Here is a 14,142-nt window from a genome sequence, read left to right as displayed (position 1 = left end):
TAAGCAATATTCAAAATAAATCATGACAAATCGCAGAGCACTAGGAAAAAAATGGAGCCCCGGCCGGGGTTTGAACCCGGGACCTCCGCCTATCCGGAAGGACTAGTTCTTACCAGAGCGGCGCTCTACCGAGCTGAGCTACCGGGGCTCGACTTCAGATGTCTTACTGAGTAATAGCTTTGTGGGGTTTAAATTTTTTGTGGGATGAGCAATTCTTCTATAGTTGTGTCTCTCATTTTCCTGGAGTGTTACTATATATTTTCCTTTCTTACTCCTTCCTCTTCCAGGTTGACGGTTAGAACGTTTGTTGCGTGGCTTTTTAGTGCGCTGATTATTTTTTCGGCGTCGTTTTCTCTGCATAGGGCTACGATGTATCCTCCCCCTCCGGCGCCTGTTAACTTTGCGCCTAGGGCTCCGTTTTCTCTGGCAGTATGTACGAGTAGCTCTATTTCCTTCGTTGAGACGCCTACAGCTGAGAGAAGGCCATGATTTATATTCATAAGTATTCCCAGGTTTTCGTAGTCTCCTTTCTCCAAAAGTTGGGCCGCCTCTACGACTAGCTTTCCAGCAGAATAGTAGATTGGGTCTAGTATACTTGGATAAGTGTTTTTAAGTGCAAGCACCCTGCGAACCATTTCGCCCGTGTTTCTGGGGTTGCCTGTGTCTGCCAATACTAGCTTTACCCCTCTAAAGATTGGTTTTAGCTGGATGAATCCCTCTCCTTTCCTATATGCAATGGCCCCGCCAAAAGTGGCTATGGTGTTGTCTATTCCACTGGGTTTTCCATGGACAACTTTTTCTGCCTCGTAGGCTAGGTCTGACACTTTTCTGGGGTCTAGCTGGAGGCCCAAGGCTAGGCTTGTTGCGTGGACTGTGGCGACTGCGACTGCCGCGCTCGAGCCCATTCCGCTACCTGGAGGTATCTGCGAGTCTATGTGTATGTTTAGGCCTGTTTTTTTGTCGGCCTCAAGCATCGCAGTGTATGCCGCAACGGCGACTGGGGTCATTTTGCCCGTCCAGCTGTCCCTCTGGTTAAGCGGGAAAGTCTCAGTGAGGTCGAAGTTTTTCGAGTACACCTTGATTTCGTCGCTCTGCGTGGGCTCCACAGTTACATATGCCCTTAGCGAAACGGCTATAGCTATTGCTGGCTGTCCCTCGACGACAAAGTGTTCACCGAATAGGATAACTTTTCCAGGTGCGCTTGAGGTAATCCTAGACATAGAAAAAGTGAGTGGATAGATTGGTATATTTTTAGCGTTGTAGCGTTGCTAGGGCTTGATGCCTTTTTCCAGCAATAGTGCTTTTATTTTTTCAATAGATCTCTGTATAGCCTCTGCTGGGTATTCGTGTGCTGGAAGCTTTCCATCGAGGAAGTCCTGGTACGCGGCAAGGTCGAGTAAACCGTGCCCGCTGAGGTTAAACAATATTACTTTTTCTTCGCCTTTTTGTTTGGCTTTTATCGCCTCGTCGATTACTGCTTTTATAGCGTGGGCGCTTTCTGGGGCTGGCACTATTCCCTCGGTCTGTGCGAAGAGCCTCGCAGCCTCGAAGACCTCTACTTGGTTATATGCTGTGCTTTCATATATTCCAGCCTTCTTCAGGAGGCTCAGGGTAGGTGCGGCGCCATGGTATCTTAGGCCTCCTGCGTGGATGGGTGGAGGTATAAAGTCGTGTCCAAGAGTGTACATCTTTAGTAGGGGTGTTAGTCCCGCGGTGTCCCCGTAGTCGTACATGTATTCGCCCTTAGTCATGGATGGACATGACGCCGGCTCTACGGCTAGGAACCGTGTCCTCTTGGGCGCTTTTCCGGATCTGACAAGATAGTAGAATGGATACGATATTCCGGCGAAGTTGCTTCCTCCACCCACGCAGCCTATGACAATGTCTGGGAACTCGTCTTCCGCTTCGAGTTGCTTTATTGCCTCTAGCCCTATAACTGTCTGATGCAACAAGACGTGGTTGAGCACGCTTCCAAGGCTATACTTTGTATCCTCATGAGATATTGCGTCTTCTAGGGCCTCGCTTATCGCTATTCCCAGGGAGCCGGGATTGTCAGGGTCCTTTTCCAGTATGCTTCTTCCATACTTTGTCCTGTTGCTCGGGCTTGGGACTACTTCTGCCCCCCACGTCCTCATCAGTATGGCTCTGTATGGCTTCTGCATGTAGCTGACCTTAACCATGTATATCGTCAGCTTTAGGCCAAAAAGCATTGTCGCGAACGAGAGTGCAGATCCCCACTGCCCAGCACCAGTCTCTGTAGTTAGTCTCTCTACTCCTTCCCTTGCATTATAGTATGCCTGGGCAACCGCCGTGTTGGGTTTATGGCTTCCCGGCGGACTAACGCCTTCGTACTTGTAATATATCCTAGCGGGGGTTCTAAGTGCCTTTTCGAGACGATATGCACGGATGAGGGGGGTTGGCCTCCAGATTCTGTATACATCGAGCACTTCTTCTGGTATGGGTATGAATCTTTCCTGTGACATTTCCTGTCTAATAAGTTCTTTTGGAAATATGGGCTCAAGGTCTTTGGGCGAGACCGGCTGGCCAGTGACTGGGTTAAGTGGCGGCGGAAGAGGCTCTGGCAGGTCTGGCAGGATGTTGTACCATTCCCGTGGCATCTCATCTTCATCTAGATGTATCTTTTTGTTCATAACTTGTCTATTTTGTTCATTGATGTATATAAATTTTTCTTTTATGTACATTTTAGAGAAGAATGAATATAAATGGAGGTTTATCACCATAAAGAATTATGGATAAGTCGTTTTGGAAACATGTAGAAGAAGTTCTAGGGTCGGGCAAAAGAATCCAGATAGCAAGAACTCTACTAAAATACGGGCTAAGCGTGAGAGGAGAAGACGTATACATTGGCGACAAAGTAAAAGTTACGGTAACTTCACTCGCGGAAGAAGCAGGCGTAGACAGGAGAGTAGTTATGGAGGTTCTTAAACAGATAAATAACGACGACTTCCTCAGGGAATTTTTCTTACACCTCAGGCCAGCAGGCCCCTCACTCGTGTCGGTTTCACGTCTGCTGGGTTACAGGTGCCTAGTTGTGGAGATCTTTGAAGACAAACCGGGCATAATTGCCTGGGTCGCTAACGCATTGGCCGAGAAGGATATAAACATTCTACAGGTGGTCGCGGAGGATCCGAACATATATGAAGAGCCCAAGCTCTACGTCGTCGTCTCGCAGCCTGTTCCCAGCGAGGTCATTGAGAAGATTCTCCAGCACCCGGCAATTAAGCGTGTGTCAATAAGCTAAAGTGAATTAGCAGCATCAATTAATTCTTTCAGGATATTTTCCATGTAGGCGCTGGGAACCTTGTAGCTAAACGCCGCCAAGTGTCCACCCCCTCCACCATAGCTTCTCGCTATGTCTGCAACGATCTTTGATATCTTTTCATAGCTGTTTTTGGCCGGTGCTCTATACGTGATGAGTGTAGCTGTTTCTCCCAGTCTTGTCAGCAGGATAACGGGTTTTTCCTTTTCGCCTGCGAGGACAGATGCTATTCTCCCAATGAATCCATATACCCGTCTGTTTCTTAGGTCAGCTATTAACAGGTTGTCTGACTCAAAGATTGTGCTTTGCTTTGCCTCTTGGTATAATTCCCTGTAGATTTTTTCTCCCTCTTGGGCCGCCTCTGCTGCCTCATCTGGGACTATTATTTTCTTGTTTAGCCAAGACGATAGTATCTTTTTCCTGAGCTGTTCCTCGCGAGTCTTGTATGCCAGGGCAATGCTAAGGGTTTCTAGGGAATGGTGCAGGGGGTCATCTTTCTCGAGCTTTATTGCTAGATCGGATGCTTCTCCCAGCTTTATTATGCTTTCGTAGAAGGAAGGGTCAGAAGTGTTCTGAAGGAATTTTCTAGCTATTGAGGCCGCTGATCTTGTGTTTTCGAGTATTGTTTGGATTCCTATCTTTGTCAATTTGTCTGAGAAACTTAGCGTGGACGGGTGATGATCCAGCCATATTATTTTTCCCCTCTTTGAGATGTCATATAAGAGAAGAGATAATTTTGGCCATAGTTCTGTATCGATCGCTATGTCGACGAGGTAGAGTTCTTCAAATTCTTCGGGAACCTGCAGCAGCGTCTTGTCGAGTTCGTGGGGCTGGGAAAATAGAAATATCAGCCTTGTTTCTGGATGCTTCTTTCTAATGGTGTCAGCTATGACTGCTGTAGCAGACATTCCGTCAAGGTCCCCATGAGAGATAAAAATCGTGGGTTTAGACATAGATACTAGGCCTTCTGCATAATTACTGCTGTTGTATTCCCTTCTCTTTGAGTTTATTCATTATTTTTGCAAGGACAAGTTTGGCTTCGTCCTCCTTTATTCCTAGATGCTTTGATGTAGCTTTTATATCGCCATTTATGGCGAGCATGGCGAGGATTCTGCGCTCTTTTTCGTTTTCTGCCAATCCGTTGGCTAGGGCTATTTGTGCAGCCTCAGATATCTTGTCGGAGTCAATATCTCTAGTTATCATTTCCGTCGGTAGGGGTTCTCTAAACCTGTTGAGATTATCTAGCGAGATGATTGTGACCCATTCGTCTTTCCCAATGTCTGGATAGATCTCTTTTAATGCGTTGATTAGCTCTTCTTTAGAACTAAAACCGTCCTTTACAGCGTCGTCATTTGTTAGTTCTCCGAGCTTAGTATATCGGACATATTTTACCCGGGCGGTTCCATGGATTTTCCCGTCGCTTTCAATATAAACAACGTCATATCTGGGCGTGACGATCCCCCTTCGGACAGTTGTCGTTTTTTCCCCGTTGAAGAGCTGGTCAATGTATTTTGCTTTGAACGATAATTTTCTGCCCAGCTTCCTGTTTATTATCTTCCTAGAGCCCCCCTCCATGTTTATAGGTTTCCTCCTCTGTTTTGAAGCCACATGGTTTTTAAATCTTTTTCCTCTGCCTTGTAGTTTTCCTCCTCTTCATGGAGGATTTTTTCTTGGCCGAGGCATGGGAAGCTTCACTGTCTTCTTCTTGGTATACCTTTTTCAATCCCTCTACGAGCTTTTCGGCAACCTTGTCTATGTTTTGTGCTAACTTGTCATAGTAGCTTAGAAACTCTTCGAGCATTTCCTGCACAAGCTCCTCCGGAGAAACTTCTCCATTAGCTATCTTTACAAGCTTAGACTCCATGCGCCCCCTTATCTCCGGCAAGACGAGTTCTGGGACTGTCTCATACAGCGAGACGGCAAGGGTTCTCCCGAGAGGTGTCGGTATAAGGCGCTTATTCTTCACTATAAAGTATTTTCTTTCAATGTTTGTGTGTATATGCTCCTGCATTGTCGCGTCTGTACCTATGCCGTACTTTTTCATTAGGGCTAGAAGCTCCGCCTCGCTGAGGTACTGTGGAGGCTGAGTGGTTCTCTCCTCTAGCTTTGCTTCTAAGACTCTCACCTCTTCCCCTTTGAGCAGGTATGGGAGGGGGTCATCTTGCGGTACACTGTAGGGGTAGACCTGATAGAATCCAAGGTAGACGACCTTGCGCCCCTCCGCCTGGAACTGTAACTTGTCTATGTTGACAATGATTTTTTGCTTCTCGATAATAGCGTCCTCGCTTAATGTGGCTAAGAAATGTCTAGCCACGTATTCGTATACCCTCCACGCTTTCTCCCCAAACTTTCTAACAATCTCGTTCTTAGAGGCGGCCTTAGTTGGGTAGATTGGTGGGTGGGCTTTGTCGTCTTCACGTCCCTCCGTCGGTTTGAAGCCCTTTAAAAGCAGTTTTTTTACGTACCAGCCAGTGTTTTCCCACTCGCTGAACATCGAGAGTATATTCTTCAGGTTTAGAGTTGGAGGATACCTGGTTGTCTCGGTGCGTGGATAAGAAATGTAGCCGTTCGCGTAAAGAGTTTCAGCTATTGCGAGGGTCTCTTTTGGCCTTAGGTTAAGGAAAAGGCTACCCCTGCTCTCAAGGTACACTGTGTTTAGTGGAACAGGGGGCTGGATATTAACTGTCACGTATTCCGAGGAAGCTACGATTCCCTTACCAATGCTCTTCACAACGCTTAATGCTTCGTTGGCCTTAGAGGCATCGTCAAACGTCGCGTGGCCAGTAAATACTCCCTCGGGCGACTCGAATTTTACTCTTAACACGTAGTATTTCTTCTTCTTGAAGTTTTCTCTCTCTAGTTCACGTTTTACAACCAAGTAGAGGACTGGAGTCTGACATGGACCATAGCTCAGGAATTTGCCTTTCGGCAAGAATCCGTTCCTCTTTTCTACCGACAGCGTGAGTATTCTCGTAAAGCTGGCGCCAATCGTGAGGTCGACGATCATCCTAGAGAAGGCCTTGTTTGCTAGGTTTTCGTTTGGCTTCCTGAAGTTTTTGAAGGCTTCTAGGATGTCTGTCCTCGTTATTGCGCTGAACCATGCACGTTTAAACTCTAAGCTTGGGTTGGCCTGGGACATTATTCGCATGACTTCGAATGCTATGGCTTCCCCTTCCACGTCAGCGTCCAGGGCAAGTATCACTGTCGAGGTTTTTTGTGCAAGCTGTCTAAGAGCCTTTATGTATTTGTATGCTCCCTCCCGTGTCACTAGTATAGGCTTTATGAAGAAGAGCTGTCTCGGGTCAATACTGTTCCACTTGTTGTATTCCTTTGGGAAGTCAAAGTTAAGTATGTGCCCGCTTACTCCTATAGAAAGGCTCCTCGAATTATTCCAGTTAAACTCGTATGCAGGAACACCCTCGATCTGTAATCTCTTTACGCTTGTCCCTCCAAGAAAGCTTGCAATTGCACGTGCAACAGAGTTTTTCTCAGCAACTATGACGTAGCCGTAAATCATTTAGCCTTTTTCCTCTTATCTTCAGGTTTCTCGGCGTGTCTCCCACGAACTCCTAGCCCAAGTATTCTCTTGAGTGCTTCGTCTAGGAACCTGATATATGTGCCCTGCTTCCCCACAAATGCGCCGTACTCTTCTGGGTCGACGTAGACAACAAGATCTGCGCCCTCTATTTCTACACTCTCTATGTGTTTCCTAATCCATCCAACAGGGTGTATAGCCTTGACTATTTCTCCAAGATCGTTGGTTAGCTCGATGGCCCTAATGTGTACACCTGCCTCCTCTTGGGCCTTATTTATTCTTTCTCCCTTCTTACCGATCAGCCGGCTAAGTGTATTTTCCTTTGCGATGGCTAGAACATCGGGCGCGCTCTGCGAGGAATATTTTTCCTTGAGATCCTTGAGCCATACAACAGTCACTATGTCTGCGTCTGGCGCGTGGCTCTGCAACACGGCCTTAACTTTGTTTTCTTCTTCTGATAGACTACGCCTCCTAAGCCTCGACTCTAGTGCAAGCTTGAAGCCCCTCTTAGACCCCGGCCTCACGATGTCGTTTACACCCATGTTGATTACAAGTGACCTCTCCTCTCCCAATAACAGCTCGCGGGCTATTGCCGCCGTGTTCCTTGTTTTTCCCTCTAGGGCTTGTAGAACAGGGTCCCCCGCGATAACAAGCTTAGAGTTTCTTCCCACCCTTATTATGGCTTCTGGAATAATCTCTGGGTTTAAGTACTGGACATCGTCTAGGAAAATAAGGCTGTTGTCGAATGTTCTCCCCGTAAGGAATTCGGGGTCTACGAAGACTATTTTTCTGCTATCCAAGAAGTTTTTGAGTTCCGGCAAGTCGATATAGTCTCCCGCAACGTCTAGGAGGTAGGATGACGCTGTTTCATAGTACATTTCGCCTAGGGTTGAAGAGTCTAGGAGTTTTGACCTAGAGATGCTTACAAGGGGCCTAATTATGATCATTCTTTTGTACTTTTCTTCTCTCAGCTTCGAAATGCCGTGGAGAATAACGACGAAGCTTTTCCCTGTGCCGCTTGGGCCAAATACGCCAACTATGTCTATGTCTGGGCTCTCAAGGGCGCCTACAAGCATCTTTTGTTTTTCGTTTACTGGTTCAAATTTGAGCGACATGTATTTTCACCGTTTACAGTATTTCTTATTGAAGTCTTTTATTTCTTTATATGTACACGTGTGCTAGAAAGACTAAAATCCTGAAGCATCGAATCAATATTGTGGAGCTAGATGTGGCAGCCAGACCGCTTGTATTTTGGGCCTGCAGGCATACCGACCACTCTAAAAAAGGGAGGTGTAACCGAGGGAATATTAGAGGTTAAAAGGCTTGGGCTCGACGCAATGGAGATAGAGTTTGTTAGGAGCATTTTTCTAAACGAGAAATCTGCAGTAGAGGTCAAGAAACTGCGAGACCAGGTTGGCATAGTGCTTACTGTACACGCGCCATACTATATTAACCTTAACAGTCAAGAGGAGGCAAAGGTAAAAGCAAGTGTAGAGAGGATAATCAGGAGCGCGGAGATAGGCTATAAAGCAGGTGCATGGAGCGTATGTTTTCACGCCGGATACTACGGAAATAGCGACCCCGAAGCCACATACAGAAAGGTAAAGGAAGGGGTTCAGACAGTCCTAAAACATCTCAGAGAAAATAGTATAGAGATCTGGATCAGGCCCGAAGTTCTTGGAAAGCCATCAGAGTTCGGAAGCCTCGAAGAGGTTATAAGGTTAAGTCAGGAGCTGGAAGGCGTGCTCCCAGTTGTCGATTTCGCCCATCTGCATGCCAGGACTGTGGGTGGGCTGAAGAGATACCAGGACTTTGCATCTATCCTTGAAAAAATCGAGAAAGGGCTTGGCAGATACGCTCTCGACAACATGCACATACACGTATCGGGCATAGAGTATGGCGAGAAAGGAGAAAAGCGCCACCTAAACTTGGCGGAGGCTGATCTGGAGTATAAGCTTCTCGTCAAAGCATTCAGAGAGTTCAACATTAAGGGTGTTGTCATCTCTGAGAGTCCGAACTTGGAGCAAGACGCCCTGTTGCTGAAGGAATTATTCTATGCGCCGGTAGAAAAGTCAAAACGAAAGAGATCCCGGGAATCGTAGCCCTCAAGCTTCTTGCCGAGGACATATTTGAGTTCGCCGGGATTTATCACAGGCCCAGGAAAGATGTCTGGGTCATCTATCGTCAGACGTGGGCAAGCTGTGTTCACATAGGCATCATAATGCCCGAAGTTGAGTAGTACGTCTTTGCTGATCTCGTCTATCACCACTATGTCTGCTTTTCTGTTTTCGCGGAGAAGCCTCTTCTTGATGCTTTGGGCTAAGACTGGTCTGGCCTGGCCAGTTTTTGTCGACACAACGACGAGGAAGCTGTGAGCATCCATCGCGGAGCTGATATCCCTTAAACGGCGCGATATAATGGGTCTCACATCTACCTTTTCATAGCTTTTTAGGTAGGGGTCAACTCTCCATACAGGTATACCCATCCAGAGAGCGGCCCCGATCGCGTGGAATCTTCCACCAGCTACTATGAGAACAGCTTCTGCATCTCGAAGCGAGGCATAGTTGCATCCTATGATCAGACCTGTAATGTTTTCTAGCGAGCCTGTTTCGACATGAAAGCCACTTTTTAATGCAAGGTTTTCTATTTCGTGTAGTCTACGGTGTAGCTCTACGGTCACTCCTAGCGTAATTTTTTTGAAGCTATTTCTTTTGATGTCTTCTAGTGCATTGACCAGTGCGTCAGTGAATTCACCCTGGTAGTGGACTGGTACAAACAATACTCTAACCTCTGTTGTTCTGGCTCCTACGAAGCCATGATGACCAACATGAAGTATTGTGTCGATGCCCATTGTTCTTGCCTCGTTAACTGCTATGTCGCATCCGCCCCAGGCATGGCTTCCTGAGAGGTAAGCCTCGTATCCTTCTTCTTCGAGCTTTTCAGATATAAGCCTTGAGATTTTTTTCAGTCCGTCCGGGGCCTGAACAAGAATTTTCTTGGCACTATTTTTCTTTAACCACTCTAATATTTTGCTAAACTCTATCTCGTAGTCATTCAAAGCGAGACTTCTCTCCATGCCAATCCCAACTTGTCTGCATAGTTATATGCTTCACGTATCTCGCTCGGCTTCGGCCTCCTCGCTATCTCTCTCCACCTTTCTGGAAACCTAGCGACAAGATGCTCTGGCCTATACTGGTCCATTACGTTTACAAGCGCTCTCGGACAATTTTTGGAAATCCATTCGAGGACAGGCTTTGTACAGCATTCAACGTGGCCTGGCAGAACCAAGTGTCTAATGATTATGTCTCTACCAGCCTCGCAGACCATCTTATGGTTCCGTGAGACTACCTCGAAATATTTTTGGACACCGGAAAGTCTCCTTGCACAGGCGTCGTTACCGTACTTGAAGTCGGGTAGCCATATGTCTACAATGTCCAGGAGGAGCTCTAGAGCCTCTGTGGACATATACATGTTTGTGTTCCAGAGAAGAGGTATATTTACATCCATGTACCTTAGCGACTCTAAGATAGCGTGAAGTTGCTGGTCAGGGTTTCCGCCGACATAGTTTATGTTCTTGGCCCCCCTCAGGTAAAGCTTTACAGCTATATCTGCGAGTTCCTGGGGGGTGACTTCTGCTCCATTCTCTACTCTTGTCGATATGTCCCAGTTCTGGCAGTAGACACATTTAAAGCTACATCCAGTGAAAAATATGGTTCCAGAGGGCACTAGTGGCGCTTCTTCTCCCATGTGGAGGAAGGCTGTAGCGACACGAACCCTAGAGTCAAGGCCGCATACCCCCTTCTCGCCCCTCGCCCTGTTTACTGAGCATCTCCACTCACAGAAGAAACATTTTTCAAGCATTTTCTTAGCGATTTGTATCTTTAAGTCGAGATAAGAAACCCCTGGAATCTTGTTGCCGAGATTATCAACTGTGAATTCTCTATAAATTTTGGGAAAATCTTTCGCATAGTTACGGTGTATGTCTAGCAACTCTTCCACATCTGCGTCCTGTCTGAATTCTGCCGGGATTCTCTTTGCTACCCTGTAAAATGCTGGGGCTCTCTCTTCAAAAACAGCCTTGTAGTGGCTTAGACGCTTAACTACTTCTTCCTCTTGCCATACGGTTAGCGCGTCCGGCCTCAGATAGGATAATTCTACATCTCTGTTCCAGTACATGGTTTGCCTTCTTTAAGTATGATTTGTTGTAGGGGGCTTTAAGCTTACCTGCTTGTTTTACGTTGAATTATTAATCTTAGAATATATGATGGCAAAACAAAATATCAAATATGGCGGCAACAAAAATTGAGTATCCCTTGATTCTCATAAATTTTAAGGCATATGCCGAGGCAAGCGGCAAGAAAGGTTTACAGCTAGCTAAAGTGGCCGAAAAGCTCAGCAAAGAGTATGGCGTAACAATAGCTGTCGCGCCGCAGCTAACAGACCTAATGTTTATTGCACAGCAAGTCGATATTCCTGTCTTCTCCCAGCATGTTGATGATGTGTCTCCTGGAAGCCATACAGGACACGTAACTCTTGAAGCTGTGAAAGACGCAGGCGCTATTGGTACAATGGTTAACCACAGTGAGCGTCGGGTACGTGCAGACCAGATAGACGTGGTTGTGAAGAGAGCCAGGCAGCTGAACCTAGTGACTGTTGTCTGCACCAACACCCCAGAGGTAACTGCGGCAATGGCTGCTCTTGGTCCAGACATGGTTGCTATAGAGCCCCCAGAGCTCATTGGGACAGGTATACCAGTCTCAAAAGCAAAACCAGAAGTTGTGACTTCCTCTGTTGACCTCGTGAAAAAAATAAATCCGAATGTAAAGGTTCTCTGTGGCGCAGGAATAACTACGGGTGACGATGTAGCGGCGGCACTGAGGCTCGGGACTGTAGGTGTTCTTCTTGCCTCTGGCGTTGTTAAAGCTAAGGACTGGGAGAAAGCAATCTTAGACCTTATAAGGCCAATTCTAAAATAAGTTTTTCTTTTTTTAGAGGCTCAGGAACTAGCCCTTACGTCATCCTATGTTTGTCGTAACCCGGATTTGCAATCATCGCCACTTATCCATAGGGATGATTGTTTTATTAGATTTATCGTTTTGGCGCCGTGCGAGGAGCTTAGTGCTTGACCGAAATTTTGTTGAGCGATACAAAATACTTGTGTTTCTAGGTTTTAAAATGTTAGGAGGAGTATAGTGTAGATAAGGTAGCCTATGGACAAGAAGAAAACATAGGGAGCAAGTGTGACTGCCCAGAATTCGTCCAGTCCTGGGTTCTCTACTTTTTCTGGAATCATGGGGCTTAGCTCTATTGTTAGTTTGTCTCCTTGTTTTTGGGTAGAGGGAATATACATGTAGCTTTTTTCTTCGTATTCCCTTCTACTGATATATCTCATTGTCAGCATTGCGAGGGCTTTGACTAGAGATCCTGCTTCGTAGCCTGCAAAGCTTCCATGTTTAAGGTTCCAGTAGAGATTATAACAGGTATACAGCAAGGTTGGAACAAGTGAGAGAATAATCACTGAGCCTAGGGGAAACAACGTGATTATATGGTAGCCAGGTGGCTCAAATAAGCTTATAAAGGCAAATGCAATCGCGTCGGCCTCGCCTGTAAGCTTCAATTTTAGGGTTAGGATTGCTATTAACAGGCCGAGAAAAAGGGAAAACAGATAAATCTGTAGGTATGTGGGTGTCCGGTTGTATACTTCAAAAAATGTAAGTGGGGCCAGTATAATTGAGGGATATACCCATGTTTTATCGTCTATTTCCCGTGTTTTGTAGTCTTGGTAACCTGCATAGAGTAAGGCTGAAATAAGCACAATTCTGCGGTAAACCGGGACAAGGTCGTAGAAATATATAGACATTTGTTGCGCCTAGAAGCCAAAGAGGCCAGCAAGTCCTTCCTCGACTGTTTCCTCCTTGACTTCCTCTTTCTTTTCTTCTTTCTTCTCTTCTTTCTTTTGCTCTGCAGGTGCTTGTGCGGGAGCAGCGGCGGGAGCTGCCCCTCCAACAGCCACCGGCAAAGCGGCTGTCTTAATTGCTTCTTCAATGTTTACCTCTTTCAGCGCCGCGACCAGGGCTTTTACACGGACGTCGTCGACTTGTATGCCGGCTGCTTCAAGTATTTTCTTGACTGATTCTTCGTTTATTTCTTTTCCTGCATGGTATAGCAACAGACTTGCGTAAACATATTCCATTCAGACCACCGATGCATTTTTCGAAATATCTGTGGCTATAAAAATTTTTTGTTCCTCGAATACAAGGATGATGCATCAGTCTCTAAGTGCATCTTTATTACTTCGGCGATCCTGGCTACTGGATCTTCGAACATCTTCCTAGCTTTCTGAAGGAATACTTCACGGTCATAGATATCTTCTTTTTTCGATAGAAGCTTTTCGATTATATGGAGACCCGTGTAGCGGTAGACCGGGAAACCCTTTTCACGCAGGTAGGTATGAACCTCAAGCTCCCTTGGGAAAGTTGTTAGCGATGGGACTCCAAGGAGGGCTGACTCTGTGGCTATTGTGCCGCCTCCTGTAACGACAAGCCTGGCAAAGTACTCTAGGTTGAGGAAGACTCCTGGTTTCTCGATAAAGGTGACACGGCCTCCTGTGTCTTTTAGTTCCCGCTTGTAGAGAATGTATTGCTCCTTGTACCTTGGATAAATTAGAAGCTTAAGAGAAGACCTCCTTAGCAAATGTCTAGCGATCTTCAGGGGTAGAATGGTTGCAGCTATAGTATCTCTATAGTAGTAAGCCTTTTGCTCACCAGGTCGTATAAACACGTAGTTGAAGGGCTCAACAGAATAGTCTCTCAATATGTCTTCACTCGGCTTGAAACGTGAAACCCAGGCATACTCGAAGACACCTCTAAATACATGTATCCGTGTAAACTCTTCATAGTGTTGGAAAAACGGCACAACTGGTTGAGGCGCAATAAAGTCGCTTGAGAGCGGGATGACGAGTCTAGCTACGATTGTTGAGTGCGGGGTGTCGTTGCATGACACGACGGGTAGCTGTAGGCCGAAAGCCACACGTGTAGAGTCAGGCGATGCAAATGTCAAGTGGAGATCTGGCTCTTCCTCTCTGGCTATCGTGAGGAGTTTTTCTTCTCGTCGAATAGTCTCCCGAACTTTGCTATAGGGTGTTGCGCCGCCATGTTTGCCTACAATGTAGACTTTTCTCCACAGTTCTTTTGCAAGCTCGCGGTTGAGGTCATAGTCCCTAGAGGTAAGGTAGAAATCAGTGTTAGGGAGTTCTTGTTGGAGATAGGAAAACAGGAGGATTTGCTTCGGTGTTAAAGCTTCAACCCATACTTTTTTCATATTTATG

At 46.3% G+C, this 14,142-nt stretch carries 14 protein-coding genes and 1 tRNA gene; 3 read left to right on the top strand and 12 right to left on the bottom strand.

The window, feature by feature from the left end; all coding sequences use genetic code 11:
• Positions 1-52: 52 nt before the first annotated feature.
• The 3 genes from QXT17_RS00280 to QXT17_RS00270 form a co-directional block, all read right to left on the bottom strand.
• Positions 53-148, bottom strand: a tRNA-Thr gene (locus QXT17_RS00280).
• A 103-nt stretch (positions 149-251) separates the two neighbouring features.
• Positions 252-1,220, bottom strand: coding sequence for a mevalonate kinase (gene mvk / locus QXT17_RS00275; protein WP_020962805.1), 969 nt, complete (start codon positions 1,218-1,220; stop codon positions 252-254).
• Positions 1,221-1,268: 48 nt separating this feature from the next.
• The gene (locus tag QXT17_RS00270; RefSeq protein ID WP_052885667.1) at positions 1,269-2,651 is read right to left on the bottom strand and encodes a TrpB-like pyridoxal phosphate-dependent enzyme; all 1,383 of its coding nucleotides are present in this window, start codon (positions 2,649-2,651) and stop codon (positions 1,269-1,271) included.
• Positions 2,652-2,749: 98 nt separating this feature from the next.
• Between QXT17_RS00270 and QXT17_RS00265 the strand changes: the two genes are divergently transcribed.
• Positions 2,750-3,262, top strand: a complete 513-nt coding sequence (locus tag QXT17_RS00265) for a hypothetical protein (protein ID WP_020962807.1) — start codon at positions 2,750-2,752, stop codon at positions 3,260-3,262.
• Here QXT17_RS00265 and QXT17_RS00260 read toward each other — a convergent pair.
• The 4 genes from QXT17_RS00260 to QXT17_RS00245 form a co-directional block, all read right to left on the bottom strand.
• A complete protein-coding gene (locus QXT17_RS00260) occupies positions 3,259-4,188 on the bottom strand; it encodes a hypothetical protein (protein ID WP_020962808.1) in 930 nt (309 codons plus the stop codon). The genes QXT17_RS00265 and QXT17_RS00260 overlap by 4 nt on opposite strands.
• Positions 4,189-4,255: 67 nt before the next feature.
• A complete protein-coding gene (locus tag QXT17_RS00255) occupies positions 4,256-4,888 on the bottom strand; it encodes an ASCH domain-containing protein (protein WP_020962809.1) in 633 nt (210 codons plus the stop codon).
• Positions 4,889-4,895: 7 nt separating this feature from the next.
• Positions 4,896-6,797: a DNA topoisomerase gene (locus tag QXT17_RS00250; protein WP_020962810.1), complete on the bottom strand. Its 1,902-nt coding sequence runs from the start codon at positions 6,795-6,797 to the stop codon at positions 4,896-4,898.
• On the bottom strand, positions 6,794-7,930 hold the full coding sequence (locus tag QXT17_RS00245; protein ID WP_342783000.1) for a PhoH family protein: 1,137 nt from the start codon (positions 7,928-7,930) through the stop codon (positions 6,794-6,796). Before QXT17_RS00245 ends, QXT17_RS00250 begins: the two co-directional genes overlap by 4 nt.
• Positions 7,931-8,041: 111 nt before the next feature.
• On the opposite strand from QXT17_RS00245, the gene QXT17_RS00240 reads away from it, so the two are divergent.
• Positions 8,042-8,917 carry a TIM barrel protein gene (locus QXT17_RS00240; protein WP_020962812.1) on the top strand — a complete coding sequence of 292 codons (876 nt, stop codon included), beginning with the start codon at positions 8,042-8,044 and terminating at the stop codon, positions 8,915-8,917.
• Here the strand turns inward: QXT17_RS00240 and dph2 are convergent.
• Complete coding sequence (dph2, locus tag QXT17_RS00235; protein WP_020962813.1) at positions 8,869-9,891, bottom strand: diphthamide biosynthesis enzyme Dph2; 1,023 nt, start codon at positions 9,889-9,891, stop codon at positions 8,869-8,871. The genes QXT17_RS00240 and dph2 overlap by 49 nt on opposite strands.
• Positions 9,870-10,991, bottom strand: coding sequence for a radical SAM protein (locus QXT17_RS00230; RefSeq protein ID WP_020962814.1), 1,122 nt, complete (start codon positions 10,989-10,991; stop codon positions 9,870-9,872). The genes dph2 and QXT17_RS00230 overlap by 22 nt, the downstream gene beginning before the upstream one ends.
• 110 nt (positions 10,992-11,101) lie before the next feature.
• On the opposite strand from QXT17_RS00230, the gene tpiA reads away from it, so the two are divergent.
• On the top strand, positions 11,102-11,791 hold the full coding sequence (gene tpiA, locus QXT17_RS00225) for a triose-phosphate isomerase (RefSeq protein ID WP_020962815.1): 690 nt from the start codon (positions 11,102-11,104) through the stop codon (positions 11,789-11,791).
• A gap of 194 nt (positions 11,792-11,985) precedes the next feature.
• Here tpiA and QXT17_RS00220 read toward each other — a convergent pair whose 3' ends face one another.
• The 3 genes from QXT17_RS00220 to QXT17_RS00210 are packed head-to-tail and all read right to left on the bottom strand — an operon-like array spanning position 11,986 to position 14,135.
• Positions 11,986-12,675, bottom strand: a complete 690-nt coding sequence (locus QXT17_RS00220) for a prepilin peptidase (protein WP_052885532.1) — start codon at positions 12,673-12,675, stop codon at positions 11,986-11,988.
• Positions 12,676-12,684: 9 nt separating this feature from the next.
• The gene (gene rpl12p, locus QXT17_RS00215) at positions 12,685-13,008 is read right to left on the bottom strand and encodes a 50S ribosomal protein P1 (RefSeq protein ID WP_020962817.1); all 324 of its coding nucleotides are present in this window, start codon (positions 13,006-13,008) and stop codon (positions 12,685-12,687) included.
• 35 nt (positions 13,009-13,043) lie between these two features.
• Positions 13,044-14,135 carry a DUF354 domain-containing protein gene (locus QXT17_RS00210; protein ID WP_020962818.1) on the bottom strand — a complete coding sequence of 364 codons (1,092 nt, stop codon included), beginning with the start codon at positions 14,133-14,135 and terminating at the stop codon, positions 13,044-13,046.
• Positions 14,136-14,142 lie beyond the last annotated feature (7 nt).

This window comes from Thermofilum sp., assembly GCF_038871435.1.
Classification (GTDB): domain Archaea; phylum Thermoproteota; class Thermoprotei; order Thermofilales; family Thermofilaceae; genus Thermofilum; species Thermofilum adornatum.
The sequence above is the reverse complement of the archived record's forward strand: the minus strand, read 5'-3'. Positions and strand labels throughout refer to the sequence as shown.

Excerpts from the sequence above, each read along its gene's own strand:
- mvk (WP_020962805.1), bottom strand. The coding sequence starts at position 1,220 with ATGTCTAGGATTACCTCAAGCGCACCTGGAAAAGTTATCCTATTCGGT.
- QXT17_RS00270 (WP_052885667.1), bottom strand. The coding sequence starts at position 2,651 with ATGAACAAAAAGATACATCTAGATGAAGATGAGATGCCACGGGAATGG.
- QXT17_RS00265 (WP_020962807.1), top strand. The coding sequence starts at position 2,750 with ATGGATAAGTCGTTTTGGAAACATGTAGAAGAAGTTCTAGGGTCGGGC.
- QXT17_RS00260 (WP_020962808.1), bottom strand. The coding sequence starts at position 4,188 with ATGTCTGCTACAGCAGTCATAGCTGACACCATTAGAAAGAAGCATCCA.
- QXT17_RS00250 (WP_020962810.1), bottom strand. The coding sequence starts at position 6,797 with ATGATTTACGGCTACGTCATAGTTGCTGAGAAAAACTCTGTTGCACGT.
- QXT17_RS00245 (WP_342783000.1), bottom strand. The coding sequence starts at position 7,930 with ATGTCGCTCAAATTTGAACCAGTAAACGAAAAACAAAAGATGCTTGTA.
- QXT17_RS00240 (WP_020962812.1), top strand. The coding sequence starts at position 8,042 with ATGTGGCAGCCAGACCGCTTGTATTTTGGGCCTGCAGGCATACCGACC.
- dph2 (WP_020962813.1), bottom strand. The coding sequence starts at position 9,891 with ATGGAGAGAAGTCTCGCTTTGAATGACTACGAGATAGAGTTTAGCAAA.
- QXT17_RS00230 (WP_020962814.1), bottom strand. The coding sequence starts at position 10,991 with ATGTACTGGAACAGAGATGTAGAATTATCCTATCTGAGGCCGGACGCG.
- tpiA (WP_020962815.1), top strand. The coding sequence starts at position 11,102 with ATGGCGGCAACAAAAATTGAGTATCCCTTGATTCTCATAAATTTTAAG.
- QXT17_RS00220 (WP_052885532.1), bottom strand. The coding sequence starts at position 12,675 with ATGTCTATATATTTCTACGACCTTGTCCCGGTTTACCGCAGAATTGTG.
- rpl12p (WP_020962817.1), bottom strand. The coding sequence starts at position 13,008 with ATGGAATATGTTTACGCAAGTCTGTTGCTATACCATGCAGGAAAAGAA.
- QXT17_RS00210 (WP_020962818.1), bottom strand. The coding sequence starts at position 14,135 with ATGAAAAAAGTATGGGTTGAAGCTTTAACACCGAAGCAAATCCTCCTG.